18 protein-coding genes are annotated in these 25,783 nt (G+C 70.3%); 8 read left to right on the forward strand and 10 right to left on the reverse strand.

Annotation, left to right across the window (positions count from 1 at the left end):
- Nucleotides 1–7: 7 nt before the first annotated feature.
- Nucleotides 8–790 (forward strand): class I SAM-dependent methyltransferase, encoded by a 783-nt coding sequence (locus ACWD5F_RS30040; protein ID WP_451259521.1) that lies wholly within the window; start codon nucleotides 8–10, stop codon nucleotides 788–790.
- A 41-nt stretch (nucleotides 791–831) separates the two neighbouring features.
- Here ACWD5F_RS30040 and ACWD5F_RS30045 read toward each other — a convergent pair whose 3' ends face one another.
- The 4 genes from ACWD5F_RS30045 to ACWD5F_RS30060 form a co-directional block, all read right to left on the reverse strand.
- Nucleotides 832–2,022 (reverse strand): hypothetical protein, encoded by a 1,191-nt coding sequence (locus ACWD5F_RS30045; RefSeq protein WP_451259523.1) that lies wholly within the window; start codon nucleotides 2,020–2,022, stop codon nucleotides 832–834.
- A 74-nt stretch (nucleotides 2,023–2,096) separates the two neighbouring features.
- On the reverse strand, nucleotides 2,097–3,320 hold the full coding sequence (locus ACWD5F_RS30050; RefSeq protein WP_451259057.1) for a glycosyltransferase: 1,224 nt from the start codon (nucleotides 3,318–3,320) through the stop codon (nucleotides 2,097–2,099).
- A 177-nt stretch (nucleotides 3,321–3,497) separates the two neighbouring features.
- Nucleotides 3,498–4,040: a hypothetical protein gene (locus ACWD5F_RS30055; protein WP_451259059.1), complete on the reverse strand. Its 543-nt coding sequence runs from the start codon at nucleotides 4,038–4,040 to the stop codon at nucleotides 3,498–3,500.
- Between the two features lie 10 nt (nucleotides 4,041–4,050).
- Nucleotides 4,051–4,557: a SigE family RNA polymerase sigma factor gene (locus tag ACWD5F_RS30060; protein WP_401717704.1), complete on the reverse strand. Its 507-nt coding sequence runs from the start codon at nucleotides 4,555–4,557 to the stop codon at nucleotides 4,051–4,053.
- A gap of 272 nt (nucleotides 4,558–4,829) precedes the next feature.
- On the opposite strand from ACWD5F_RS30060, the gene ACWD5F_RS30065 reads away from it, so the two are divergent.
- The 3 genes from ACWD5F_RS30065 to ACWD5F_RS30075 all read left to right on the forward strand — a co-directional run bounded on the left by ACWD5F_RS30065 (nucleotide 4,830) and on the right by ACWD5F_RS30075 (nucleotide 13,513).
- Nucleotides 4,830–7,637 (forward strand): carbohydrate-binding protein, encoded by a 2,808-nt coding sequence (locus tag ACWD5F_RS30065; protein ID WP_451259061.1) that lies wholly within the window; start codon nucleotides 4,830–4,832, stop codon nucleotides 7,635–7,637.
- A 236-nt stretch (nucleotides 7,638–7,873) separates the two neighbouring features.
- Nucleotides 7,874–11,434, forward strand: coding sequence for a choice-of-anchor D domain-containing protein (locus ACWD5F_RS30070; protein ID WP_451259063.1), 3,561 nt, complete (start codon nucleotides 7,874–7,876; stop codon nucleotides 11,432–11,434).
- A gap of 105 nt (nucleotides 11,435–11,539) precedes the next feature.
- The gene (locus tag ACWD5F_RS30075) at nucleotides 11,540–13,513 is read left to right on the forward strand and encodes a galactose-binding domain-containing protein (RefSeq protein ID WP_451259065.1); all 1,974 of its coding nucleotides are present in this window, start codon (nucleotides 11,540–11,542) and stop codon (nucleotides 13,511–13,513) included.
- Nucleotides 13,514–13,540: 27 nt separating this feature from the next.
- On the opposite strand, the gene ACWD5F_RS30080 is transcribed toward ACWD5F_RS30075, so the two are convergent.
- Nucleotides 13,541–13,888, reverse strand: a complete 348-nt coding sequence (locus ACWD5F_RS30080; RefSeq protein ID WP_451259067.1) for a TetR-like C-terminal domain-containing protein — start codon at nucleotides 13,886–13,888, stop codon at nucleotides 13,541–13,543.
- Between ACWD5F_RS30080 and ACWD5F_RS30085 the strand changes: the two genes are divergently transcribed.
- Nucleotides 13,889–14,032: a hypothetical protein gene (locus ACWD5F_RS30085; protein ID WP_451259069.1), complete on the forward strand. Its 144-nt coding sequence runs from the start codon at nucleotides 13,889–13,891 to the stop codon at nucleotides 14,030–14,032.
- Nucleotides 14,033–14,077: 45 nt separating this feature from the next.
- Here the strand turns inward: ACWD5F_RS30085 and ACWD5F_RS30090 are convergent, their stop codons facing one another.
- Entirely contained in the window at nucleotides 14,078–15,238 is a 1,161-nt protein-coding gene (locus ACWD5F_RS30090; RefSeq protein WP_451259071.1) for a magnesium and cobalt transport protein CorA, read from the reverse strand.
- Nucleotides 15,239–15,466: 228 nt separating this feature from the next.
- On the opposite strand from ACWD5F_RS30090, the gene ACWD5F_RS30095 reads away from it, so the two are divergent.
- Nucleotides 15,467–16,585: a winged helix DNA-binding domain-containing protein gene (locus ACWD5F_RS30095; RefSeq protein WP_451259073.1), complete on the forward strand. Its 1,119-nt coding sequence runs from the start codon at nucleotides 15,467–15,469 to the stop codon at nucleotides 16,583–16,585.
- A 16-nt stretch (nucleotides 16,586–16,601) separates the two neighbouring features.
- Here ACWD5F_RS30095 and ACWD5F_RS30100 read toward each other — a convergent pair whose 3' ends face one another.
- From ACWD5F_RS30100 to ACWD5F_RS30115, 4 genes are all read right to left on the reverse strand, one after another.
- Nucleotides 16,602–17,249, reverse strand: coding sequence for a LysE family translocator (locus ACWD5F_RS30100; RefSeq protein WP_451259075.1), 648 nt, complete (start codon nucleotides 17,247–17,249; stop codon nucleotides 16,602–16,604).
- A gap of 207 nt (nucleotides 17,250–17,456) precedes the next feature.
- Nucleotides 17,457–18,248, reverse strand: coding sequence for a S1 family peptidase (locus ACWD5F_RS30105; protein ID WP_451259077.1), 792 nt, complete (start codon nucleotides 18,246–18,248; stop codon nucleotides 17,457–17,459).
- A 204-nt stretch (nucleotides 18,249–18,452) separates the two neighbouring features.
- Nucleotides 18,453–21,335: an AAA family ATPase gene (locus ACWD5F_RS30110; protein WP_451259079.1), complete on the reverse strand. Its 2,883-nt coding sequence runs from the start codon at nucleotides 21,333–21,335 to the stop codon at nucleotides 18,453–18,455.
- 216 nt (nucleotides 21,336–21,551) lie between these two features.
- Nucleotides 21,552–22,388: a response regulator transcription factor gene (locus ACWD5F_RS30115; RefSeq protein ID WP_451259081.1), complete on the reverse strand. Its 837-nt coding sequence runs from the start codon at nucleotides 22,386–22,388 to the stop codon at nucleotides 21,552–21,554.
- Nucleotides 22,389–22,504: 116 nt separating this feature from the next.
- Here ACWD5F_RS30115 and ACWD5F_RS30120 point away from each other — a divergent pair, with 116 nt between their 5' ends.
- Both ACWD5F_RS30120 and ACWD5F_RS30125 read left to right on the forward strand, forming a co-directional pair.
- Nucleotides 22,505–24,178: an AMP-binding protein gene (locus ACWD5F_RS30120; RefSeq protein ID WP_451259083.1), complete on the forward strand. Its 1,674-nt coding sequence runs from the start codon at nucleotides 22,505–22,507 to the stop codon at nucleotides 24,176–24,178.
- Entirely contained in the window at nucleotides 24,175–25,773 is a 1,599-nt protein-coding gene (locus ACWD5F_RS30125; protein ID WP_451259085.1) for an AMP-binding protein, read from the forward strand. The genes ACWD5F_RS30120 and ACWD5F_RS30125 overlap by 4 nt, the downstream gene beginning before the upstream one ends.
- Nucleotides 25,774–25,783: the final 10 nt, after the last annotated feature.

Below are 25,783 nucleotides of genomic sequence, written 5' to 3' on the forward strand. Positions count from 1 at the left end.
GGACGACATGGTTGTCGACCCCGTCGCCCACAATCGGGCGGCCTGGGACAAGGCTGTCCAGGACGGCAACGAGTGGTCGAGGCCGGTGAGTACTGAGGATGTCGAGCGCGCCCGCACGGGCGACTGGTCGATCGTTCTCGTCGGGCATGAGCCGGTCGACCGCTCCTGGCTGCCGACGGACCTGACCGGCAAGGACGTGTTGTGCCTGGCCTCCGGTGGTGGCCAGCAGGGTCCGATCCTCGCCGCCGCGGGCGCGCGGGTCACCGTGTTCGACAACTCACCCCGCCAGCTCGGCCAGGACCGGATGGTGGCGGCGCGCGACCACCTCGAACTGCGCACCGTCCTGGGCGACATGAGCGACCTCGGCGCCTTCGGCGACGCGGCGTTCGACGTCGTGTTCCATCCGGTCTCCAACCTGTTCGTACCGGACCTGGCACCGGTGTGGCGTGAGTGCTTCCGCGTCCTGCGACCGGGCGGAACTCTGCTCGCGGGCTTCCTCAACCCTGATGTGTATCTGTTCGACCACGAGGCGCTCGACGAGCGCGGCGAGCTGATCGTCGTGCACAAACTGCCCTACAGCGATGTGACGCGGTACTCCGCCGAGGAACGCGCCACGAAGTTCGGTGCGGACGCCCCTCTCGAGTACAGCCACACCCTCACCGGCCAGATCGGCGGGCAACTCGCCGCGGGGTTCGTCCTCACCGGCTTCGCGGAAGCACCGCACCAGTCCGACGCATCCGCTCAATACCTGTCGCATTATTTTGCGACGCTGGCGGTCAAGCCGGGCTGACCCGACCGTGGGGCCGGCCGGGACGACCGTCCGGACCCCACCTACGGGACCCCCACCTCGAACAGCACGTATCCGGCGTACGACCCCGACGCGACGGCCGCGATGCCGAGCAGCAGACACAACGTGGGCAGGCCGAGAGTACGGAGTTTGATCGCCAGGGGGATGAAGAGAGGGAAGCACGGGAGCAGATAGCGGGAGACGTTCCCGAATATCTGCTGGCTCCCCAGGACCAGCGCGATGGTGAGCACTGTGTGGACGATCAGGACGGCCGGCGGGCGCAGCCGGATCAGGAGGGGGAGCAGGAGTACGGCCAGCAGGACGACGGCCACGCCGATGACGTCTTCGAGGGGATACGCGAACAGGTAGTCGAAATGGCCGGTCGCGATGGAGCCGAACACGTCGACGGTGTGTTCGCCGTAGTCGAAGGTGTGCGCCCAGGCGCCGGTCTGGAGCTTGAAGTAGCCGCCCAGATCGCCCATTCGGTCGCCGACCCAGAGCAGGTAGCCGAGCAGCCCGAGCGGTGCGATCGCCATCGCGATCCACGGGCCCGTGAGGTTCTCCCGACTGCGGTGCAGCGTCCGCAGCGCAGCGACGGTGAGGGCGGCGATGAGCGCGACCGCGGTGGGGCGGCCCAGTCCCGCGGCGAAGGTGAGGACGCCCGCGGTGAGCCAGCGGTCGGTCATGACGGCGTGGCAGGCCCAGACGGCGAGGGCGATGTAGAGGGAGTCCGAGTAGGCCGACCACTCGGTGCCGGAGCCGGGCCACACGGCCCACAGTCCGGCCGCGGCCAGCCCGGCCCGCCGGCCGCCGAACCGGGCGGTGACGGCGTAGATGCCGAGCGCGGCGGCGAACGAGGCGACGACCGAGACCAGCAGGCCGGAGCCGTACAGACCCAGGCCCGTGCAGTCGGAGACCAGTCGCATCGTCGCCGGATAGAGCGGGAAGAAGGCCGCCGAGTTGCCTTCGAGGGTGATCAGTCCGGTCGCGCCCGGGATCCGGACGAGCGCCGGTTGGTAGCCGTGCGCGGCGATCTGCTGGTACCACCAGCCGTCCCAGGTGGCCAGTACGTCCCAGACGTGGGCGCCGCCGCCGAAGCGCGGGTCCTTCGTCCGGAAGCCGCCGTCGGAGTCCAGGAGGTACATGAAGACGGCGAAGCCGATCAGCTTCAGCACGCCGTACAGCTCGAGCACGGGGCCGTAGTACCTGACCGTGTGGCGTAGGCAGGCGCGGATGTCCTTGTAGGGAACGGCAGTCGAGGCTTCGCGCGCGCCTTCGGTGACGGGCGGGGTCAAGGTCGTCGTGTCGCTCACTTCGCGGTCTCCTCCGCCTCGCGGCTGCGCCTGGCGGGGAACACCCAGGCCCGGAAGAGCAGGAAACGCACGAGAGTCGCGGCGAGGTTGGCGGCGACCAGGACCCCGATCTCCGTGCTGCGCGCGGGAGTTGACGCCGTGCGGTGCAGGAGCGTCAGTGAACCGCTGGTGAGGGCCAGACCGACCGTGAAGACCACGAGGCCCTGGGCCTGGTGACGCAGTGCGCCGCCGCGGCCGCGCAGACCGAAGGTGAGGCGGCGGTTCGCGGCGGTGTTGGCGAGGGCGCAGACCAGCAGGGCCAGCGCGTTGGCGGCCTGTCCGCCCGTCTGCGGGCGCAACACCAGGTACAGCAGGACGTATCCGACGGAGCTGACCGCGCCCACGGCGGCGAAGCGCAGCAGTTGGCATGCCAGACCGCCCGAGGGTGAACCGTCCGTGCCCCGGCGCAGTGCCGCCGTCGGGAGCGTGCCGCGCGCCAACTCCCTTCCTATGCGGGCGATTCCGCGCAGGTCGGCCAGTGCCGTGGACACGATGTCGACCCGGCTGTCGGGGTCGTCCACCCAGTCGACCGGCACCTCGTGGATGCGCAGTCCGGCCCGTTCGGCGATCACCAGCAGTTCGGTGTCGAAGAACCATCCCGAGTCCTTCACCAGGGGCAGCAGCCGCTCGGCGACATCACGCCGTACCGCCTTGAAACCGCACTGCGCGTCGGAGAAGCCGACGGCGAGCGTGGAGCGCAACAGGGCGTTGTAGCAACGGGAGATGGCCTCCCGCTTGGGGCCGCGCACCACCCGGGAGCCAGGGGCCAGCCGGGTGCCGATCGCGATGTCGGAGTGGCCGGAGATCAGCGGGGCGACCAGCGGGAGGAGCGCGGCGAGGTCGGTCGACAGGTCCACGTCGACGTAGGCGAGCACGGGTGCCCGCGACCCTGACCAGGCCGCGTGCAACGCCCGGCCCCGGCCCTTCTCGTCGAGCCGCAGCCACTCCAACTCGGCCAGTTCGGCAGCCAGTCGGGCCGCGATGCGCGGGGTCTCGTCGGTGCTGGCGTTGTCCGCGACGGTGATGCGGAACGGGTACGGGAACGTCTCGCGCAGGTGTGCGTGCAGTCGTCGTACGCTCCGCTCCAGGTCCTGCTGCTCGTTGAACACGGGGACGACCACGTCGAGGACGGGCTCGCGGTGGTGGGCCGACACCGGTGTGCGGAACGGCAGTCGACTCATCCGGCTCATCCCGCTCGGCCGGCTCTTCGGGCTCGTCCGGCGTATCTGGCTCGTCACTGTTGTCACGTTCTGTCCATTTCTGTGGGCCGTCGCGGGGCATGCCGGTATCGCCTGAGGGCGGTGCCGCGGTCAGGGAATGCGGGTGGGGGGCTGGTGGTGGGGTGGGGGCGGGACGGGTTACCCGGAGCCCGCCGTGCCCACGGTCGCGGACGTCTCCGTCGCCGGCGGTGTCGTGATCGAACCCGTCGCGGAGTTCTGACCCGTGGGCGCGCCGGTCGTCTCCGAGCCGGACGGCGGCGCCGCCGAGTCGGTCACGGGCGGGTCCGAGGACCCGCTGCTCGAACTCCCGGTCGGGGTCGAGGTCGGGGTGATGGACGACCCGACGGACGACCCGATGGTGTCTGTCGGTGTCGGGCTGGTGGTCGTGCTCGGGGACGAGCCCGGTGTCAGGGTCGGGCCGGGGGTCGGGAGCGTCGGACTCACGGCGGGTCGGGGCAGGGGGGACTGCGGCCTGTCGTCCACCCGCGCATGGGGTACCAGGAAGAAGCCGAGGCCGATTCCGGCGACGGCCAGGACGGAGCCGACGGCCCGGCGCGCCGCGCGCACCCGGCGCCGGGCCTGCACACCGGACCGCAGACGGATCCGGTGCCTGGGCTCGAAGGGGGTCGTTTCCTGGGCGTCGCGCATCATCCGCGCGAGCTCCCGCTCGAAGTGGTCCATCAACGCCCCCTCATCCCACTGTCTCGATGACATCGCCGAGGATCCGGCGCAGCCGCGCCACGCCCCGTGACGCATGGGACCGGGCGGTGCCGACCGGACACCCCAGCACTTCGGCGACCTGCTTGTCGGGCAGGTCCTGGTAGTAGCGCAGGACCACGGCGGCCCGCTGCGCCGGCGACAGCTGGGCCAGTGCCGCCTCCAGCCGTGAGCGCTCCACGACGGCCGCGGACACGTCGTCCACCTGCGCGAGGTCGGGCAGCTGCTCGACCGGGCGCTCACCCCACCAGCGCCGCCGCGCCGATCGGGCCGCCGCCCGTGCCAGGATCTTGCGCACGTACGGTTCCGGTGCCTCCTCGCCGACCTTCGGCCAGGCGAACCAGAGCTTGACCATGGCCTCCTGCAGCAGGTCCTCGGCACGGTGCCGATCGCCTCCCGTGAGCAGACAGGCCAGATGGAACAGCGTCGACCAGCGCGCTGCCACGAAGCCGTCGAACCCCTCGGCCCGACTCTGTTCCATCCGTACCGTCCACCGTCCCCGTGCGGGCAAAGCCCCTTACACAGAGAGAAAGGCTCTGGACCCCGCACCGCGCTGCACTTCAGGGCTGTGATCCGGGTTACATCCGCGCGCCGGGAGGTCGGTCTGTTTAGTTCAGTATTTGCGTATTTCTAGCAAGAAACTTGCAGTGGCTTGCGCAGTACATTCTTTACTTCGTCGGAATCTAGCGGGCTGGATGAGGTCTCAGTACGGTACGGGCGCCGGTCTCCCCCCACTCCGTGAAGGAGCCCCACATGCTGACGATCCCCAGACCCCGGCGACTGGCGGCGGTCGTCGCCGCCGTCACCGCGGTCGGCGCGATGTGCGTGTCCGTTCCACCGGCCGTCGCCACACCGGTCGCGTCCGTCACCACACCCGCTGCGGCCGCTGCCGCACCGACCGCGGCCGTGGGCGCGACCACGCCGTTCAAGATCTACGAGGGTGAGGCGGGAACGCAGGCCGGGGGCGCGTCCGTCCGGTCGCTGACCTCGGCGCCGACGACCCAGTACTCGAGCGCTGTCCTGGAGGCCTCGGGCCATTCCTATGTCCATCTCGCCGACACGGGCCAGTCGGTGCAGTGGACGAACACCACCGGGCAGCCGATCTCCTTCCTCAACGTCCGCGCGAGCATCCCGGATTCGGCGTCCGGCGGCGGCATCACCGGAACGCTGAACCTGTACGTCAACGGGGTGTTCCGGCAGGCCCTGAACCTCAACTCGAAGCAGAGCTGGGTGTACGAGGGCAACGGCAACTACAACACGAGCGACAACCAGAACCCGGCCGACGGCGACCCGAGGGTCTTCTGGGACGAGTCGCACGCCTTCGTCACGGGCGCCCCGATCCCGGCGGGTGCCACGTTCTCGCTGCGCAAGGACGCCGCCAACAGCGCGTCCTTCTACGACGTGGACTCCGTCGACGCGGAGAACCCGCCGGCGCCGCAGACCCAGCCCGCGAACTCGATCTCGATCACGAGCTGCGGCGCGGTGGCGTCCAGCGCCCCGACCAACGGCGCGGCCGACAGCCAGGCCGTGGACAGCCGGGCCGCCATCCAGACCTGCATCGACCAGGCCGAGGCGCAGGGCAAGATCCTGTGGATCCCGCAGGGCACCTTCTACGTGAAGGGCACCGCGGGACTGAACGCGCAGGGCATCACCATCGCGGGCGCGGGGCTCTGGTACAGCACGGTCTACCGTGACGTCCCGGTCCCCAACAGCACACCGCTGGCAGCCCTGTTCGACCTGACGTCCTGCATGGTGCGTGACTTCCACATCGACGCCAACGCCGTCAGCCGTAGCACCATCGGCGGCGATGGTGGCGCGATGGACACGACCGGCACCGACTGGCTGGCCGAGGGCATCTGGACCCAGCACACCATGTCCGGCTTCTGGGCCTCCGGCACCGGCGGGACGGTGAAGAACAGCAGGCTGACCTCGATCTGGGCGGACGGGATCAACGTCAACAACGTGTCGCTGAACGCGGACACCGGCAACGACCTGACAGTCACGAACAACTTCGTCCGCGGCACCGGGGACGACGCGATCGCCATCAACTCGGTGAACTACAACACCAACGGCGACGGTTCGCAGACCTTCTACCATCCGATGACCAACATCACCGTCAGTGACAACACCTCGATCGCACCCTGGGGCGGCAAGGGCGTCGGGATCTACGGCGGCAGCGGCCACCAGGTGAAGAACAACTACATCAGCGACACCGCTCGCTACATCGGTCTGGGCGCCGGGCGCTTCGGGGTCAACGGCAGCGACCTGCTGTCCGCGACCGTCACCGGCAACACCGTGGTCCGCTCCGGCGGCAACGCCTACAGCCAGGGCCAACCCGCCCTGCACATCGGCAACGGCGGCGACGGACAGAACACCGGGATCGTCGACCAGGTCACGGCGACCGGCAACACCGTCACCGACTCCCTCTACGACGGGATCGCCTTCTCCACCTCGACCAACACGCTGCTCCAGGACAACACCGTCAACAACCCCGGCCGCAACGGCATCGCGATCTCACCGTCGTTCTACCCGGCGCCCACCGGCTCCGCGACGATCACCGGCAACACGGTCACCGGGCTCACCGCCGGCGCCTCGGCCTTCGTCAACAACTCCACCGGATTCACGGCCACGTTGAGTGACAACCACTGGCCGCCGCCGGCTCCGGAAGCCCCCTACGGCGGCACCCCGGCCGCCGTGCCCGGCACGGTGCAGGCGGAGAACTACGACACCGGCGGCCAGGGGGTCGCGTACAACGTCACCTCCGTCAACGGCAACGCCAACTCCTACCGCGCCGACGGCATCGACCTGGACAACTCCTCGGACACCGGCGGCGGTTACAACCTGGGCTGGACCGGCGCCGGACAGTGGTTCCGCTACACCGTCGACGTCGCCACGGCCGGCACCTACACCGTCGACCTGCGCGTCGCGGCCCCGGTCGCGGCACCCGGAGCGCTGCACCTGTCGGACGCCTCCGGTACGAATCTCAGCGGCGCCGTCGACCTGCCCGCCACCGGCGACTGGCAGACCTGGGGCACCGCGACCACCCACGTGACCCTGCCCGCCGGCCGCCAGACCCTGACGCTCCATCAGGACACCGGCGGCTGGAACATCAACTACCTCACCTTCACCGGGGGTTCCGACATCCCGGCCACCAATCTCGCCGCGGGCAAGCCCACCAATGAGTCCAGCCACACCGACGTCTACCCGTCGTCGAACGTGACGGACGGCAACCAAGGGTCCTACTGGGAGAGCGCCAACAACAGGTTCCCGCAGTGGGTCCAGGTCGATCTCGGCGCGGCCCGCAGCGCCTCGCGCGTGGTGCTGCAACTGCCCGCCGGCTGGGGCGCCCGCAGGCAGACCCTCACGCTCGGCGGCAGTGCGGACGGCACCACCTTCACCACGCTGAAGTCCTCGGCCGCCTACACCTTCGACCCGAGCACCAGGAACACCGTCACGCTCACCTTCCCCGCCGCCACCCAGCGCTACTACCGCGTCACCGTCACGGCCAACAACGGTTGGCCCGCGGGCCAGGTCTCCGAGTTCCAGATCTGGGCCGTCTGACCCCACGCTCCCCACGGTGCCGCCGGACGCTCCGTCCGGCGGCACCGCCATGTGTACGGGCGCCTTAGATCTTGCGGGCTTCATTTTTATTTGTTGCAGAGTTCTGTCTGGTTATTGCGTGATCATGCCAACGATATTACGGTCCCCCATGCATCGTCACCAACCCCCTGTCTCCCCTCCCTCCCTGGCGGCGCTAGCGGGACAGTTCCGGCATTTGGTTACGTAAGGAGTGGCACGTGTTCCATTCCATCCGAGATCTGAGACGCGTCCTCGTCTGGGCGGTGAGCACCGTGATGCTGGCCGCCGTCGGCGTCGTCGTGCTGGCCGTCCAGCCCGCCGTGGCGGCGTCCACCGCCACCGGCGGCAGCGGCGCGAGCCTGCCCTACGTCGAGGTGCAGGCGGAGAACTCCGACACCAACGGCACGAACATCGGCCCGAGTTACACCGCGGGCCAGTTGGCCGACGAGGCGTCGTACCGCAAGGCGACGACCCTCCAGGGCACCGGCAAGTACGTCACGTTCACCACGCCGGTGGCGACCAACTCGATCAACTTCCGCTACAGCATCCCCGACACCTCGAACGGCTCGGTCTACACCGCGGCCCTGTCGCTCTACATCAACAACGTCAAGCAGCCCGACTTCACCCTGACCAACGCCTACAGCTGGTACTACGGCAGCTACCCCTTCACCAACACGCCGGGCAGCAACCCGCACCACTTCTACGACGAGGCCCACCGCCTCTTCACCACCACGTATCCGGCGGGTACGACCTTCAAGTTCCAGGTCGACGCGGGCGACACCGCCTCCTCGTACACGATCGACTTCGCCGACTTCGAGCAGGTCGGCGCCGCCCTGGCCGCGCCCTCGGGTGCGGTGTCGGTGACCAGCAAGGGCGCCGACCCCACCGGAGTGGCCGACGCGACCAGCGCGTTCAACGCCGCGATCAGCTCGGCCGGACCCGGCGGCACCGTGTGGATCCCGCCGGGCACCTTCAACATCCCCGGCCACATCAGCGTCAACAACGTCACGATCGCCGGCGCCGGCATGTGGTACTCGACCGTCATCGGCACGGCCCCCGGCTTCTACGGCAACTCCGCGCCCAACGCCAGCACCGGTGTGCGCCTCCAGAACTTCGCGATCTTCGGCAATGTGCAGGAACGCGACGACAGCGCCCAGGTCAACGGCATCGGCGGCGCGATGAGCGACTCCACCGTCGCCAACCTGTGGATCGCCCACATGAAGGTCGGCGCCTGGATGGACGGGCCGATGGACGGCCTGACCCTCACCGGCCTGCGCATCCGGGACACCACCGCCGACGGCATCAACTTCCACGGCGGCGTCACCAACTCGAAGGTGACCAACAGCGACATCCGCAACACCGGCGACGACGGCATCGCCACCTGGGCGGACGCCGCCATAGGCGCCGACGCCAACGACACGATCTCCAACAACACCGTGTCGCTACAGATCCTCGCCAACGCCATCGCGATCTACGGCGGCCACGACAACACCGTCAGCGGCAACCGCGTGGTGGACACCGGCCTCGCCCAGGGCGGCGGCATCCACGTGGGGCAGCGCTTCACGTCGACACCGGTCGGCCTCACCACGATCTCCGACAACACCATGATCCGGGCCGGCAGCCTCGACCCCAACTGGCAGTTCGGAGTGGGCGCGTTGTGGTTCGACGGCAGCCAGGGCGCGATCAACGGCCCCATCAACGTGACCAACGCACTGATCCAACAGAGCCCGTACGAAGCCGTCCAGTGGGTCGAGGGCACCATCAGCGGCGTCAACCTCAACAACGTCACCATCGCCGGCACCGGCACCTTCGCCCTCCAGGAACAGACCGGCGGCGCCGCCAAGTTCACCAACGTCACAGCCACCGGCGTCGGTTACTCCTCCCCGGTGTACAACTGCTCGGGCGGCAACTTCGTCGTCACCGACGGCGGCGGCAACTCCGGCATCAGCGGTACGCCGTACTGCGGCGGCTGGCCGGCCCCGGTCTTCCCGCCCTACCCGCCCGAGGGTGTGACGGCGACTCCCGGCGCGCTCAACTTCGGTTCGGTGGCGACCGGTTCGACGAGCTCTGCGCAGACCGTGACGGTCTCCAACCCGACGGGCACGGCCGCGTCCGTCTCGTCGGTGTCCACCAGCGGCGACTACTCCCAGACCAACACCTGCGGTTCGTCGATCCCGGCGAACGGCTCGTGCACCGTCAGCGTGAAGTTCGCGCCGACGGCGACCGGCAGCCGTAACGGCACGCTGACCGTCACCGCGGGCGGAACCACCAACACGGTCAGCCTCTCCGGCACCGGCACCGCGCCGGGCCCGGTGCTGAACACCGACCCGGCGAGCGTCTCCTTCCCGGCCACAGTGGTCGGCTCGTCGGCCGGCGCGCAGACGGTGACGGTGACCAACTCGGGCACCGCGTCGGCGACCGTCTCGGCCGTCGCCGCGACCGGTGACTTCAGCCAGACCAACAACTGCTCCACCCTCGCGGTCGGCGCCTCCTGCACGGTGACCGTCGGCTTCAAGCCCACCATGGGCGGCACCCGCAACGGCAACCTGACCGTCACCAGCAACGCCAACAACAGTCCGACCACCGTCTCCCTGACCGGCAGCGGCATCGACAGCACCACCAACATCGCCGCCGGGCGCCCGGCGACGGCGAGTTCGGGCAACAGCCCGTACGTCGCGTCCAACCTCACTGACCCGGACGCCTCGACGTACTGGGAGGGCACCAACGGTTCATTCCCGCAGTGGGCCCAGGTCGACCTCGGCCAGAACTACAGCGTCGGCAAGGTCGTGCTCAAGCTCCCGCCGGCGACCGCGTGGTCGGCCCGCACCGAGACCCTGTCGGTACAGGGATCCACGGACGGCTCCAGCTTCTCCACGATCAAGGCCTCGGCCGGGTACACCTTCGACCCGAATGCCAACAACAACACCGCGACCATCACGTTCAGCGCCGCCACGGCGAGATACGTACGGGTGAACATCACCGCCAACACGGGCTGGAACGCTGCCCAGTTGTCGGACTTCGAGGTGTTCCCCAGTGGCGGCGGCTCCTCGCCGGCGACCCTGTCGGCCGACCCGACGTCACTGTCGTATCCCACCCAGGCGCTCAACACCGACAGCAGCGCGCGGACGGTGACGGTGACCAACACCGGTACCGCCGCCGCAACCGTCTCCGGCGTCACCGTCACGGGCGACTTCTCGCAGACCAACAACTGCGGTACGTCGATCGCGGCGGGCGCCTCCTGCACGGTGAACGTCACGTTCAGGCCCACCGCGTCCGGCACCCGCACCGGTGATCTCAGCATCGCCAGCAATGCGTCCAACGGCACAACCACCGTCGCGCTCACGGGCGTTGGGGCCGGCACGGTGAGCCGGAACCTGGCGGCCGGCGCGGCCACCACCGAGTCCAGCCATACCTCCGTCTACCCGTCGTCGAACGTGACGGACGGCAACCAGGGCACCTACTGGGAGAGCGCCAACAACGCCTTCCCGCAGTGGGTCCAGGTGGACCTCGGCTCCGCGCAGAGCGCGAGCCGCGTGGTCCTCCAACTCCCCGCGACCTGGGGCGCCCGCAACCAGACGCTGTCCGTGTCGGGCAGCACCGACGGCTCTTCCTTCAGCACCCTCAAGTCGTCGGCGACGTACACCTTCGATCCCGCCACCAACAACACGGTCACCATCACCTTCACCGCGACCACCCAGCGATACGTCCGGGTGAACATCACGGCGAACAACGGCTGGCCGGCCGGTCAGATCTCCGAGTTCCAGGTCTGGAACACCTGACCTGCCCCTGAAGGTGCCGCCGAGCGCGAGCGTGAGCGCGCTCGGCGGCACCGACCACCGAAGCGGGGGGCCAAGCGGAGCCAACAAGAGCCCGGAGGAGTCCAGATGGGTGTCACACGCAGAGTCTTCCTGAGGGCCGCGGTCGCGGCCGGCGCGGTGGGAACCGTGGGAGCGACCGGGACCGCACTCGCCCCGAGCGCGTCGGCGGCCAGTCCGCCGGGCGACGTGGTCGGCAAGATCACCGTCGGTTACCAGGGCTGGTTCGCCTGCATCGGCGACGGCGCGCCCATCAACGGCTGGTGGCACTGGACCCAGAACTGGGGCCAGCCGCCGTCCCCGACGAACACCGGCATCAGCTGCTGGCCCGACGTGCGCGAGTACACCAACACCTACCAGACGTCGTACGCGGCCCTGGGCAACGGCCAGCCCGCCAGACTCTTCTCGTCCTACGACCAGCAGACGGTGAACACCCACTTCCTGTGGATGCAGCAGAACAACATCGACACTGCCGCGCTCCAGCGCTTCAACCCCACCGGCGGCGAGGGCCCCACCCGCGACGCCATGGCGACCAAGGTGCGCAGTGCGGCCGAGTCGTACGGCCGGAAGTACTACATCATGTACGACGTCTCCAACTGGACGAACATGCAGTCCGAGATCAAGACGGACTGGACGAACAAGATGTCGGCGCACACGGCGAGTTCGGCGTACGCGAAGCAGAACGGCAAGCCGGTCGTCTGCATCTGGGGCTTCGGCTTCAACGACCCCAACCACCCGTTCACTCCTGCCGCCTGCCTCGACGTCGTCAACTGGTTCAAGAGCCAGGGGTGTTACGTCATCGGAGGCGTCCCGCGCGAATGGCGGACCGGGACCGGGGGCTCGCAGCCCGGCTTCCTGGGCGTCTACCACGCGTTCAACATGATCTCGCCGTGGATGGTCGGCGCCATCGGCAATGTGGGCGAGGCCGACAACGCCTACAACACGTACACCGTCCCCGACCAGGCGGACTGCAACGCCAACGGCATCGACTTCCAGCCCTGTGTCCTGCCCGGCGATGTCTCCGGCCGGCAGCGCGCGCACGGCGACTTCATGTGGCGGCAGTTCTACAACATGGTGCGGGCCGGGGTGCAGGGCATCTACATCTCGATGTTCGACGAGTACAACGAGGGCAACCAGATCGCCAAGACCGCCGAGACCCAGGCGTGGGTGCCCACCAATTCCGGCTTCCTCGCCCTCGACGAGGACGGCACCGCCTGCTCGTCCGACTACTACCTGCGCCTGACCGGGGACGGCGGCCGCATGCTCAAGGGCCAGATCGCGCTGACCGCGACGCGCCCCACACAGCCGGTCGTTCCCGGCGGCGGCGACACCACACCGCCCACCGCGCCGGGTGCCCTGACGGTCACCGGACACACCAGCAACTCGGCCTCGCTGTCCTGGAACCCGTCGACGGACAACGTCGGCGTGACCGGCTACCGGATCCGTCAGGTGTCCGGCTCGACCAGCACCCAGGTGGGCACGAGCAGCTCAACCACCTTCACCGTCACTGGACTTGGCGCGTCGACCGCGTACACCTTCGATGTCGTGGCCGTCGACGCGGCGGGAAACGTGTCGCAACCCTCCAACCAGGCGACCGTCACCACCGACCCCCCGTCCAGCACCACCAACCTCGCCCTCCACCGCCCCACTTCGGAGAGCAGCCACACCCAGGTCTACGGCTCGGGCAACGCGACCGACGGCGACGCCAACTCCTACTGGGAGTCCGCGAACAACGCCTTCCCGCAGTGGCTCCAGGTCGACCTCGGCGCCGCCACCGGCATCAAACGGATCGTCCTCACCCTCCCGCCGGCCACCGCCTGGTCCACCCGCACCCAGACCATCTCGGTCCAGGGCGGCACGGACGCCGGCACCTCCACCCAACTCCTCGCCCCGGCGACGTACACCTTCAACCCGGCAACGGGTAACACCGCGACCCTCACCCTCCCGGCCACGACCAGCACCCGCTATGTCCGCCTCACCTTCACCGCGAACACCGGCTGGCCGGCCGGGCAGGTCTCGGAGTTCCAGGTGTTCGGCGCCTGACGGACAAGGGGCTCGGCGTGGTCGTCCTCAGCCGGGGCCCTGTCCGGTCAGTCCGCGCAGCAGTGTGTCGACCGTCCGCTCGATCCAGTCCTCCTCGATGGGTTGTCGGAGGAGCAGCGCCCTGAAGTGCAGTGGTGCGACAAGCAGTTCGAGAGCGAGCTGGTGATCGGTATCGGCTGCCAGCTCATGGCGGTCGACGGCGCGGTCGACGATGACGCGGACGACGTCGTAGCGGGCCTGCCAGAACTGGGCGCGGCTTTCCGTCAGTTGAGGATCGTCCTCGGCCGCGGCCAGCGCATGGGCCAGTGCGGCGCCCAGGGGGACGGGATCGTCGGCAACGCGCTGGGCTTCGACGCACCGCCCGGCCCCGAGCAAGTGGCGCTCCGCACGGCCGAGTTCTCCCTTCGCCCGCTGCTCGACCAGGACCGCAACAGCCCCATGCTGGTGGTCAACGGCGCCGACGACGTCATCGGCTGGCTGGACCGCATCCTGACCGCCACTGCGGGGACGGGCCGGTGACCTCGCGTCGTGCGCCTGCCCGGAGTGCCTCCCGTGGGCGGTTGCTCAGAGCCAGTCCCGGCGCTTGAAGATGACGTACAGGCTGGTGCACACGACCGCCATCAGGACGATCGCGAAGGGGTATCCGAGCGCCCAGTGCAGCTCAGGCATGTGCCGGAAGTTCATCCCGTAGATGGTGCCGACCAGCGTCGGTGCGAAGAGGATCGCCGCCCAGGACGAGATTTTCTTGATCTCCTCGTTCTGTTCGAAGCCCGCCTCCGCCAACGCCCGCATCTCCGCGTTCTGTTGCTGGGTGACCAGGGTCGCGTTCACCGTGAGGATGTCCGAGAGAGCCTGGCGGAAGACGTCGACGCGTTCGCTGGTGTGGGTGACGTGGTCGGCCACGTCGCGCAGGTAGCGCTGGAGTTCCTCGTCCGTGTCGTACTTGGAGAAGCCGGCGATCAGGCCGTGCAGCATGCCGACCAGGGGGCGGGTGGCGCGCTGGAACTCGACCATTTCGCGGGAGAGTTCGTAGATGCGGCGGGAGACCGCCGGGTCGCCGCGGAAGACCTCCGTCTCGATCTCGTCGATGTCGTTCTGGACGCCGGAGACGACGGGCGCGTAGCCGTCGACGACCGCGTCGAGGATGGCGTAGAGGACCGCCTCGGGGCCGAGCTTCAGCAACTCCGGCGTCTCCTCCATGCGTTGGCGTACCGCCGAGAGATCGGGGGCCGCGCCGTGCCGGACCGTGATCACGAAGTCGGGGCCGACGAACACGTGCAGTTCGCCGAAGTCGACCTCCTCCAGGGCGTCCAGGTAGCGCGCTGCCCGCAGGACGACGAAGAGGGTGTCGCCGTAGCGCTCCAGCTTGGGGCGTTGGTGGGCCTCCAGCGCGTCCTCGACCGCGAGCGGGTGGAGGTCGAACTCCGCGGCGAGGGAGAGGAGTTCGCCCTCCGTCGGGCGGGCCAGGCCGATCCACGCCATGCCGAACGACTGCTCCCGCAGTTCGCGGAAGGTGTCGGCGAGGGAGTCCGGGGCCGAGACGCGCACACCGTCGCGGTACAGGGCGGCCTGCACGATGCTGTCCGGCTCGGCCGGGTCCTGGGGTGCCGGTTCGGCCGACGGCGGAGACGGCTGCGCCTCGGGCGGTTGCGGCGGGGTCAGGGCCCGGCGCCAGGCCGACTTCACCGGGTTCCTGGAGCCGGGGCGGGCGCGTCGCTCGGACATACGGCTGCCTCTCGGGTCGAGCCCGCGGCTGCGGGACGCGGGACGCGGGGCCCTGGGCAGGTCGGGCCGGGACTGGGCGGGTGAGGAGGGGGCGGGTCGGTGCTGGCCGGGGCTGGTGTGATCAACGGCAGGATATACGCGACATACGGCGCTCGGGTGGCCGGCGGATCCGGATTCGGTGAGAGTTGCGGACCGTACCTGTCCGCGATCGCCGTTAGCGTGCGGGGTATGACGAAGACGACAGGGACGGCCGCGGCGACGGCTCCCGTACTCGGCATCCGTGAGCTCAACCGCGCGACCCTGGACCGGCAGCTGCTGCTGCGCCCCGCCCGGCTCGGCGCCGGCGCGGCCGTCGAGCACCTCCTCGGTCTCCAGGCCCAGAACGTCAAGCCGCCGTACTACGCGCTCGCCGCCCGCCTCGAAGGGTTCGCCCCCGAGGAGCTGTCCGGGCTCATGGCCGACCGCGAGGTCGTCCGCATCGTCACCATGCGCTCGACCATCCACACCCACACCGCCGACGACTGCCTCACCCTGCGCCCGCTCGTCCAGGCGGCCCGGGAACGCGAACTCACCATGTTCCGCAAGGGACTTGTCGGCGTCGACCTCGACCGCCTCGCCGCCCTCGCGCGCGACCTCGTCGAGACCGAGCCGCGCACCCTGAAGCAGCTGCGCGAGGCGCTGCTCGTCGAGTGGCCGGACGCCGACCCGCAGGCCCTCGGCATCGCCGCCCGCTGCCGGCTCCCGCTCGTCCAGGTCACCCCGCGCGGACTGTGGGGGAGCAGCGGCCAGGTCGCCCTCACCACCGCCGAGCACTGGCTGGGCCGCCCCGCAGAACCGGCGCCCGCCCCGGACGCCACCGTGCTGCGCTACCTCGCCGCCTTCGGCCCTGCCTCCGTCAAGGACATGCAGACCTGGGCCGGCCTGACCCGGCTGCGCGAGGTCTTCGAACGCCTCCGCCCGCAGCTCGTCACCTTCCGCGACCCGAACGGCGTCGAGCTGTTCGACCTTCCCGACGCCCCGCGCCCCGACGCCGACATCCCGGCCCCGCCGCGTTTCCTCCCCGAGTTCGACAACCTGCTCCTGTCCCACGCCGACCGCACCCGCGTGGTGCCGTCCGAGTACCGGGGCCGCAGCTGGCTGGGCAACTTCGCGTACTCCACCTTCCTGGTCGACGGCTTCCTCGCCGGCGTGTGGAAGCTGACCGAGGACGCGCTCGTCGTCGAGCCCTTCGGCAAGCTGACCAAGGCCGAGCGGGCGGACGTGGTCGAGGAAGGCGCGCGGATGCTCGGCATCATGCATCCGGGGACGTCGTACGACATCCGGTTCGGGACCGTCGTAGGACAGTGAGCGTGCCTGCGAGGGCCTAGTCCGCTCGGCCCGTCACCGCCACCGTGACACCCAGGCCGATCATCGTGAAGCCGCCCGCGCCGCCGATCATGGACAGGCGGCGGTCGGAGCGGGCGAACCAGCCGCGGGCGGCCGAGGCGGTCAGGCCCCACAGGGTGTCCGTGACCAGGCCGATCGAGATCGGGATCAGGCCCAGCACCAGCATCTGCAACGGAACGTGGCCCGCCGAGTGGTCCACGAACTGGGGGAGCACGGCGGCGAAGAACACCACGCCCTTCGGGTTGGTGATCCCGACGAGCGCGCCGTCCAGGACCGTGCGGAGGTCTCCGCGGGCGGGCTGCGTGGAGTCGGTCGCCATCGCCGACGCCCTCAGCTCCTTGCGGTGCCGGAAGGCCTGTATGCCCAGGTAGACGAGGTAGGCCGCGCCCGCCAGCTTCACCGCCAGGTAGATCGTCACCGATCGCTCCACCAGCGAGCCGATGCCCACCGCGACCGCCACCACCAGCAGATACGAGCCGAAGACGTTGCCGACCGCCGTCGCGACGGCCGTGCGGCGGCCGTGCGCCAGGGCCCGGCCGATGACGAACAGGACACTCGGCCCGGGTATCACGATCACCAGCAGCGACATCGCCGCGAAGGCCAGGAAACGGTCCGTGGACACCATGCGTATCAACTCCCTCGGCCGCATTGAAACAGGCGGAGGGCACGCTCCTCTAGGACCCTTCTGGAACCTTTCCCGAGGTGATCCCATGGAAGTGGAATCCGTCCGGACATGGATCCGGGCATGGATAGGGGGCGTTGCGAGCTGCTCGTGGAAGCTCGCAACGCCCCCTGGTATTTCACCTGAGGGGTGCTCAGGAGACCTTCTGGGCTACGAGTTGACCTGCGCGGTCACCAGGCTGGAGAAGGTGGTCAGCCGGGTGTAGACACCCGGGTAACCGGCCTGCGCGCAGCCCTCGCCCCAAGAAGTGATCCCTGCCAGGACGCCCCCGATGAGCAGGGGACCGCCGCTGTCGCCCTGGCAGGTGTCTACGCCACCGGATGTGTATCCGGCGCAAACCATGTCGGTCGCGACGTAGTCGGAACCGTAGGAGGAACGGCAGCTGGAGTCGGACACGGTCGGAACCGTCGCCGTCCGCAGCTGGTTGGAGGAGCTGCCGTTCGAAGAGGTGGTGCCCCAGCCCAGGACGCGGGCCGTGGTGCCGGCCGCGTACACACCGGTCTGGGAGGAGGAGACGTAGGAGGCCGGGGTGTACGACATCGACGTCGAGAGGGTCAGGACGGCCACGTCGTCGCCGTTGGTGGCGTCCGTGTAGTCCGGGTTGATCCAGATCTTGCTGACCCGGCTGACCGTGCCGTTGGTGCCGTTCAGGTAGGTGCGGCCGCCGACGACTCTGACGCTGCTGGTGGTCTCGCCGACCATACAGTGGGCCGCGGTGACGACCTTGGTCGCCGACACCAGGGTGCCGCCGCAGAACTGGTTCTGCGAGGCGTCCGTGATCTGCATCATGAACGGGTACGTCGTCGTCGTGGTCGTCGTGCCGCCCACGATGGGCTGGGGGGCTGCCACAGCGGTGGGGGCGCTGAGCAGTGCGGTCGCCGCGGCGGCCGCGGTCGCCGCGAGCACGGCGGCGATCTTCTTGGCGCGGTTGAGCCCGAACATGAGTCTCCTCAGTGGGGGTTGCCGGTGGGGGTTCGCGCGGGTGTGGGGGTGGTGCACGGGGGCCGCGGGACCGGCCCCCGTGTGCCCGGGCGAGCGGCACGTCCTCACGCTAGAACCCGGCACACCTCGCGCCCAATGAGGGAACCCCCTAGGGGAGTTGGGCAGGGAAAACCCTCGGTCGCCCTCAGTAAACCCGGGCCGGCCTCACTTCGTACGGCGCCCCGCCGCCAGTCGGACGATGTCCACCCGGGAGCGGATCCCCAGCTTGCGGTAGACCCGCGTGAGCGTCGCCTCGACCGTCTTCACGCTGATGAACAGCCGCGCGGCGATCTCCCGGTTGGTCGCGCCCTCCATGACGAGCGCGGCGACCTGACGCTCCATCGCGGCGAGCCCGTCCAGGGCGGCGAGTCCCTCCGCGCCCTCTGACGCGGCGGAGGGGGTGATCGGTTCCCTCGTTCCCGCAGCCGCCGCCGCGTCCACCTGACGCAGCCACGGCAGCGCCCGGCAGCGCCGGAACAACCGGGCCGCCTCGTCGTAGGTCGTCGGTCCCGGGACGGGGGTCCCGCCCGGTCTCGCGAGGTCGCCCGGTCCGGCGAGGCCGAGCACCTGCGGGTCGGTGCGCAGGGCGGCCAGCGCGAACGCGGCGCGCGCCTCCTCGAGTCCGTAGCCCAGCTTGGCGAGCCGGTCCTGAACCGACGTCAGCTGGGCGAGCGCGGCCTCGTGTTCGCCGCGCGCGGCCCGCACCAGCGCCTCGGCCCGGTCGAGGACGGCCAGCACGCTCTCGCGGCCCAGGCGCAGCGCGTGCTCGCGGGTGACGGCGACCAGTTGACGCGCCTCCTCGATCTCGCCGATCCGGACGAGGGCCTCGGCGAGGTCGCCCTGCCAGCGTCCACGCGCCGGGTCGGTGATGCCGAGGCCGTGCTCCAGCTCCCGCACCCGGCGCAGCGAGCGCGCCGCGCCCTCGGCGTCCCCTGCGACCAGTTGGGCCAATCCGAGCGCGGTCAGCCCCCGGGAGACGTACATCTGGTCGCCGACCTGCTCGGCCTGCTCGACGGCCTCGTGGGCGAGGGCGAGGGCGCGCTCCGGGTCGCCGCCGGAGGCCTCGGCGAGGGAGTTGAGGACGGCCGAGGGGATCTCGCCGATGCCGGAGTCGCGGGCCAGCCGCATGCTCTCGCGGGCCAGGTCGAGGGCGCGTCCGCAGTGCCCGGAGCGCAGTTCGGTCTCGGCGAGCAGCCGGACGAAGTGCACCTCGCTCTCGACCATGCCCCGCCGCCGCACCTCGCGCAGCAGGGCGGTGACGGTCGAGCGGGCCTCGGGCAGCTGGTCGCTCATGATCAGCCAGCGGTACCGGGCGGCGCCCGCGCCGTTGTGATGGCAGGAGACGGTGGGGTCCTGCGGTTCCTTGAGGGCCCGTTTGATGGTCGCGGGGGCGTCCGGGTGGCCCATCAGGATCTCGGTCTGCGCCTGGAAGGCGAGCGCGAGCAGCTCGGTGCGCCGGTCGCCGGCCCGGGCCGCCAGCTCCGCCGCGTGCGCGGCCTCCTCCCGGCCGATGGCGAAGTCGCCCTCCACCACCAGTCCCCGCCAGGCCAGTTGGTAGTGGACCAGGCCGAGCAGCCGCGGGTCGTCGCCCGCGTCGGCGAGCACCTGCGGGTAGACGGTGTCGACCTCGCCGATCGCCTGTCCGGCCGCCTCGATCACCACCATCCAGGCCCGCACCCGGTCGGCGGCCGCGGTCGCCCGGGTCAGCACCTCGCGCGCGATGTCCCGGGCGAGGTCCACCTCGCCGGCGGTGATCGCGTCCTCGGCGGCCTGGAGCCGGTGTTCGTCGGGGCCCGGGGTGTCGTCGGCCGGGGTGTGCCGGGCGGCGAGCAGGCCGAGCGAGGCGGCCACCGAGGGCGCCCCGCGGTCCCGGGCCAGCGCGGCGGCCTCGGCGAGCCGGGCCGCGGCCTCCGGGTCGGTGCCGGTGGTGGCGAGGGCGAGATGCCGGGCCCGCTCGATGAGGTCGGAGGCCGCCGTGGACAGCGCGGCGTGCGCGGCCCGCCGCTCCTGCGCGGGCGCCTCCGCGTACAGCGCGGCCGAGATCAGCGGGTGCGCGAAGCGTACGGCGGGGCCCTCGGGTTCCGTGGCGAGGAGCCCGAGTTCGGCCGCCTGCGCGGTCTCGGCCTCGGCGTTCTCCCGGCCCGCCGCGTGCAGCAGGGCCAGGGTGGGACGGGCGCCGGCGCTGGCCACCAGGAGGGTGTGGCGGGCCGCGGCGGGGAGCATGTCCAGCCGGTTCAGGACGAGGGCGCGCAGCGAGGTCGGGACCGGGAGCGGCTCGCCGGGGCGCGGCGGGGTGGGGTTCTCGGCCAGGGCGCGGCCGAGTTCCAGGGCGAAGAGCGGGTTGCCGGCGCTGGTGCGGTGGATGTCGCGGACCGTGGAGCGGGGCAGACCGGTGTAGCCGCGGTGGTCGAGCAGCGCGGAGACCTGGGCGCGGGAGAGCGCGCCGAGCCGGACGGCGAGGGTGTCCGGAGGGGACGCGCGTAGATGACGGTCGTACTCCTGCCCCTCGGTCCGTACCGCGCACAGCACCTGCACGGGGGTGTCGCCGAGACGGCGGGCGGCGAAGCCGAGCAGCTCCGCGCTGGCCGGATCCAGCCACTGGAGGTCGTCGGCGACGATCAGGACGGGGCCCTGGGCGGCGAGGGCGCGCAGGGTGGACAGCACGGCCAGGCGCAGGGCGAGACCGTCGCGTTGCAGAGTCGATTCGCCGCGGCCGGTGAGCGCCGATTCCAGGGCGGTGCGCTGGGCCGCGGGCAGCTGCTGGGAGACCTCGTCGGCGACCAGTCCGAGCAGGTCGGCCAGGGCCAGGAAGGGGAGATGGGATTCGGACTCGGTGGCCGAGCAGCGCAAGACGGTACGTGCATGCGCCCCGTATTCGGTGGCCAATGCCCGCAGCACGGTCGACTTTCCAATTCCGGCGGGGCCGTGGAGCAGCACACTGCCGCCGTGGGCGAGCTGCTCGCGCGCCGCGCCGAACAGCTCCTCCCTGCCGATGACCAGGTCGGAGCGGCATCTGGCAGGCTCCTTGAAGTCCCGTGGCACGGTCACCGCTCCCCTCCGTGTGTCGTGTCCGGGCCAAATTCTAGGCAACATCTCATTGAAATTCGGACGGACCAGGTGGTGAGGGATATAACAACAGCGGGGCATAAGCAAATTCAAAGCGTGGCTGAATGAATAGATTGCCCACCCCGCAGCCCTGGCACACCTGAGGCCGCCCGCCGGACAGTCCCAGGGCGACAGTCCCGGCCAAGGCGACAGTCCCGCCTAGGGCAGCAGTCCCGCGCGCCGTGCCGACGCCACCGCCTCTCCCCGGGTGTGGGCACCCAGCCTGCGCATCGCCGAGCGCAGATAGCTCTTCACCGTCTCCGGCCGCAGCCCCAGCCGCTCGGCCGCCGCCGCGTTGGTCGCGCCCGCCGCCAGACACGCCAGTACGTCCAACTCCCGGGGCGCCAGCCGCACTTCCTCGGCCGACGTACCCGACGCCAACAGCTCGCAGGCGTCGAGGAGTTCGGCCCGCAGTACCGGGTCGGTGATCCGCGGCGCCAGCGCCCGCAGCGCCGCGTGCGCCTGTCGTACCTGCTCCACCACGGCCCCTCCCGCCGGGTCCCGGTCCGGCTCGGTCCGCGCGGCCACCGCCATCAGACCGCGCACCTCTTCCTGGACGACCAGCGCCTGCTCCACGTCCCGCGCGGCCTCCATCGCCAGGCTCAGTGTCCGGTCGCCCAGCGGCTGGGCCGAGCGCAGGGCGCCGTACAGCACGCCGCGCACCCGGCGCCGTACCACCACCGGCACCGCGAGTATCGAGCGCAGCCCCTCGGCGGCGACCGGGGCGTCGTACTCGTGACTGATCTGCGCCGAGGACGAGTAGTCCGCGACCGCGCACGGGCGGGCCAGCGCGACCGCCCGGCCGCCCAGGCCGTTGCCGGAGGCCACCGCGAGGGCCATCAGGGCGGGCGTGGCGGTGCCGCTGAGCTCGCTGATACGCACCTGTCCGCGCCCCGCCTCGACCAGGCCGCCGAAGGCCACCGGCAGCCCGGTCAGGCGCCGCATCCGCAGCAGCGCACCCCGAATCTCCACCGACCCCGCAGCGTCCGCCGTCACCTGATCGCCCTTTCCCGCAGCGCACACCCCCGTTCGGGGGTAGTGAGACCTGCATCACGGATTACACGATGGCAGAGAGCCGCCCGGCAATGGTCCGGTAACGAGGAGGACGCAAGATGACGACGGCGACGGAGCTCTTCCGCGGCGCGCGGGACTTCCTGCTGGAGCACCGCGAGGACTACGCGAAGGCGTACGAGGGGTTCAGCTGGCCCCGGCCCGAGCGGTTCAACTGGGCGCTCGACTGGTTCGACGTCATCGCGGACGGCAACGACCGGACCGCCCTGCACATCGTCGAGGAGGACGGCACCGAGGTCCGGCTGTCCTTCGCGGAGCTGTCCGAGCGCTCCGACCGGATCGCGAACTGGCTGCGCGACCGGGGCGTCGGCGCCGAGGACCGCATCCTCGTCATGCTCGGCAACCAGGCCGAACTGTGGGAGACCGCGCTCGCCGCGATGAAGCTGCGCGCCGTCGTCATCCCGGCCACCCCGCTGCTCGGCCCCGCCGACCTGCGCGACCGCGTCGAGCGCGGGCACGTGAGCCACGCGATCGTGCGCGCCGAGGACACCGCCAAGTTCGCCGACGTGCCGGGCAGTTACACCCGCATCTCCGTCGGCGGACTGCCGGAGGAGGGCTGGGAGCCGTACGAGGACGGGTACGTCGCCCCCGCCGAGTTCCTCCCGGACGGGCCCACCCTCGCCGACGACCCGCTGATGCTGTACTTCACCTCGGGCACGACCGCCCGCCCCAAGCTGGTCGAGCACACCCACACGTCGTATCCGATCGGCCATCTCGCCACCCTGTACTGGATCGGCCTCAAGCCCGGTGACGTGCACCTCAACATCTCCTCGCCCGGCTGGGCCAAGCACGCCTGGTCGAACCTGTTCGCGCCGTGGAACGCCGAGGCGACCGTCTTTATCCACAACTACACGCGCTTCGACCCGGCCCGGCTGATGTCCGAGATGGACCGCGCCGGCGTCACCACCTTCTGCGCCCCACCGACCGTCTGGCGCATGCTGATCCAGGCCGACCTGACCCAACTGCGCACCCCGCCGCGGGAGGTGGTGGCCGCGGGGGAGCCCCTCAACCCCGAGGTCATCGAACAGGTGCGGCGCGCCTGGGGAGTCACCGTCCGGGACGGCTTCGGACAGACCGAGACCGCCGTGCAGGTCGCCAACAGCCCGGGCCAGCCGCTGAAGTCCGGTTCGATGGGACGGCCGAGCCCGGGCTACCGGGTCGAACTCCTCGACCCCGTGACCGGCGCCCCCGGCGTCGACGAGGGCGAGATCTCCCTCGACCTGTCCGCCCACCCGGTCGGCCTGATGACCGGCTACCACGGCGACCCCGACCGTACGGCGGAGGCGATGGCCGCCGGCTACTACCGCACCGGCGACATCGGCTCCCGGGACGCGGACGGCTACATCACCTACGTCGGCCGGTCCGACGACGTCTTCAAGGCCTCCGACTACAAGATCAGCCCCTTCGAGCTGGAGAGCGCGCTGCTCGAACACGAGGCGGTGGCCGAGGCCGCGGTCGTGCCCGCGCCGGACGAACTGCGCCTGGCGGTACCGAAGGCGTACATCGTCCTCGCCGAGGGCTGGCAGCCGGGTCCCGACACTGCGAAGGTGCTCTTCGAGCACTCCCGGGAGGTACTGGCCCCCTACAAGCGCGTCCGCCGACTGGAGTTCGGGGCGCTGCCCAAGACCGTCTCCGGCAAGATCCGCCGGATCGAGCTGCGAGAGGCCACGGCCGCCGGCTCGGCGGACGAGTACCGCGAGGAGGACTTCCGGTGACCCCACAACCCTCGTACACCCACGGCACGAGCGCGACGACCCTGCTCGGCGACACCATCGGCGCCAACCTCGACCGGGCCGTCGCCGCCTGGCCCGACCGCGAGGCACTGGTCGACGTGCCGTCGGGGCGCCGCTGGACCTACGCCCAATTCGTCGCCGACGTCGACAAGTTGGCGTCCGCGCTGCTCGCGAGCGGGGTCGCCAAGGGCGACCGGGTGGGCATCTGGGCGATCAACTGCCCGGAGTGGGTGTTCGTCCAGTACGCCACCGCCCGCATCGGCGCGATCATGGTGAACATCAACCCGGCGTACCGCACCCACGAGGTCGAGTACGTCCTCAAGCAGGCCGGGATCTCGCTGCTGGTGGCCTCCCTCAGCCACAAGAGCAGCGACTACCGGGCGATGGTCGACGAAGTGCGGGGCAGGTGCCCCGAGTTGCGCGAGGTCGTGTACATCGGCGACCCGAGCTGGGAGGTGCTGGTCGGGCGCGCGACGAGCGAGGTAGCGTACCCGGAGCTGTCCTGCGACGACCCCATCAACATCCAGTACACCTCGGGCACGACGGGCTTCCCCAAGGGGGCCACCCTCTCCCACCACAACATTCTCAACAACGGTTACTTCGTGGGTGAGTTGATCTCCTACACCGAGCAGGACCGGGTGTGCATCCCGGTGCCCTTCTACCACTGCTTCGGCATGGTGATGGGCAACCTCGCGGCCACCTCGCACGGCGCCTGCATGGTCATCCCGGCCCCGTCCTTCGACCCGAAGGCCAGCCTGGAGGCGGTCCAGCAGGAGCGCTGCACCTCCCTGTACGGCGTACCGACCATGTTCATCGCGGAGTTGAACCTGGCCGACTTCGCGAGCTACGACCTCTCCACGCTGCGCACCGGCATCATGGCGGGCTCGCCCTGTCCGGTGGAGGTGATGAAGCGCGTGGTCGCCGAGATGCACATGGCCGAGGTCTCCATCTGCTACGGCATGACCGAGACGTCCCCCGTCTCCCTCCAGACCCGCAGGGACGACGACCTGGAGCACCGCACCGGCACGGTCGGCCGGGTCCTGCCGCACATCGAGGTCAAGGTCGTCGACCCGGCCACCGGGGTGACCCGACCCCGGGGCACCGCGGGGGAGTTGTGCACCCGCGGCTACAGCGTGATGCTCGGCTACTGGAACGAGCCAGAGAAGACCGCCGAGGCCGTCGACCCCGGCCGCTGGATGCACACCGGCGACCTGGCCATGATGCGCGACGACGGCTACGTCGAGATCGTCGGCCGCATCAAGGACCTCATCATCCGCGGCGGCGAGAACATCTACCCGCGCGAGATCGAGGAGTTCCTCTACGCCCATCCGAAGATCGCCGACGTCCAGGTCGTCGGCGTCCCGCACGAGCGCTACGGCGAGGAGGTCCTGGCCTGCGTCATCACCCGCGACCCGGCCGACCCGCTGACCCTGACCGAACTGCGCGCCTTCTGCGACGGCCGGCTCGCCCACTACAAGATCCCGAGCAGGCTGCACCTGCTCGACTCCTTCCCGATGACGGTGTCCGGGAAGGTGCGGAAGATCGAACTGCGGGAGAGGTACGCGGACGGTTCCTGAGCCGCTTGCC

It is taken from the genome of Streptomyces sp. NPDC002499 (assembly GCF_053595415.1).

Excerpts from the sequence above, each read along its gene's own strand:
- ACWD5F_RS30060 (WP_401717704.1), bottom strand. The coding sequence starts at position 4,557 with ATGGAACAGAGTCGGGCCGAGGGGTTCGACGGCTTCGTGGCAGCGCGC.
- ACWD5F_RS30050 (WP_451259057.1), bottom strand. The coding sequence starts at position 3,320 with ATGAGTCGACTGCCGTTCCGCACACCGGTGTCGGCCCACCACCGCGAG.
- ACWD5F_RS30100 (WP_451259075.1), bottom strand. The coding sequence starts at position 17,249 with ATGGTGTCCACGGACCGTTTCCTGGCCTTCGCGGCGATGTCGCTGCTG.
- ACWD5F_RS30090 (WP_451259071.1), bottom strand. The coding sequence starts at position 15,238 with ATGTCCGAGCGACGCGCCCGCCCCGGCTCCAGGAACCCGGTGAAGTCG.
- ACWD5F_RS30040 (WP_451259521.1), top strand. The coding sequence starts at position 8 with ATGGTTGTCGACCCCGTCGCCCACAATCGGGCGGCCTGGGACAAGGCT.
- ACWD5F_RS30120 (WP_451259083.1), top strand. The coding sequence starts at position 22,505 with ATGACGACGGCGACGGAGCTCTTCCGCGGCGCGCGGGACTTCCTGCTG.
- ACWD5F_RS30065 (WP_451259061.1), top strand. The coding sequence starts at position 4,830 with ATGCTGACGATCCCCAGACCCCGGCGACTGGCGGCGGTCGTCGCCGCC.
- ACWD5F_RS30075 (WP_451259065.1), top strand. The coding sequence starts at position 11,540 with ATGGGTGTCACACGCAGAGTCTTCCTGAGGGCCGCGGTCGCGGCCGGC.
- ACWD5F_RS30055 (WP_451259059.1), bottom strand. The coding sequence starts at position 4,040 with ATGGACCACTTCGAGCGGGAGCTCGCGCGGATGATGCGCGACGCCCAG.
- ACWD5F_RS30105 (WP_451259077.1), bottom strand. The coding sequence starts at position 18,248 with ATGTTCGGGCTCAACCGCGCCAAGAAGATCGCCGCCGTGCTCGCGGCG.
- ACWD5F_RS30095 (WP_451259073.1), top strand. The coding sequence starts at position 15,467 with ATGACGAAGACGACAGGGACGGCCGCGGCGACGGCTCCCGTACTCGGC.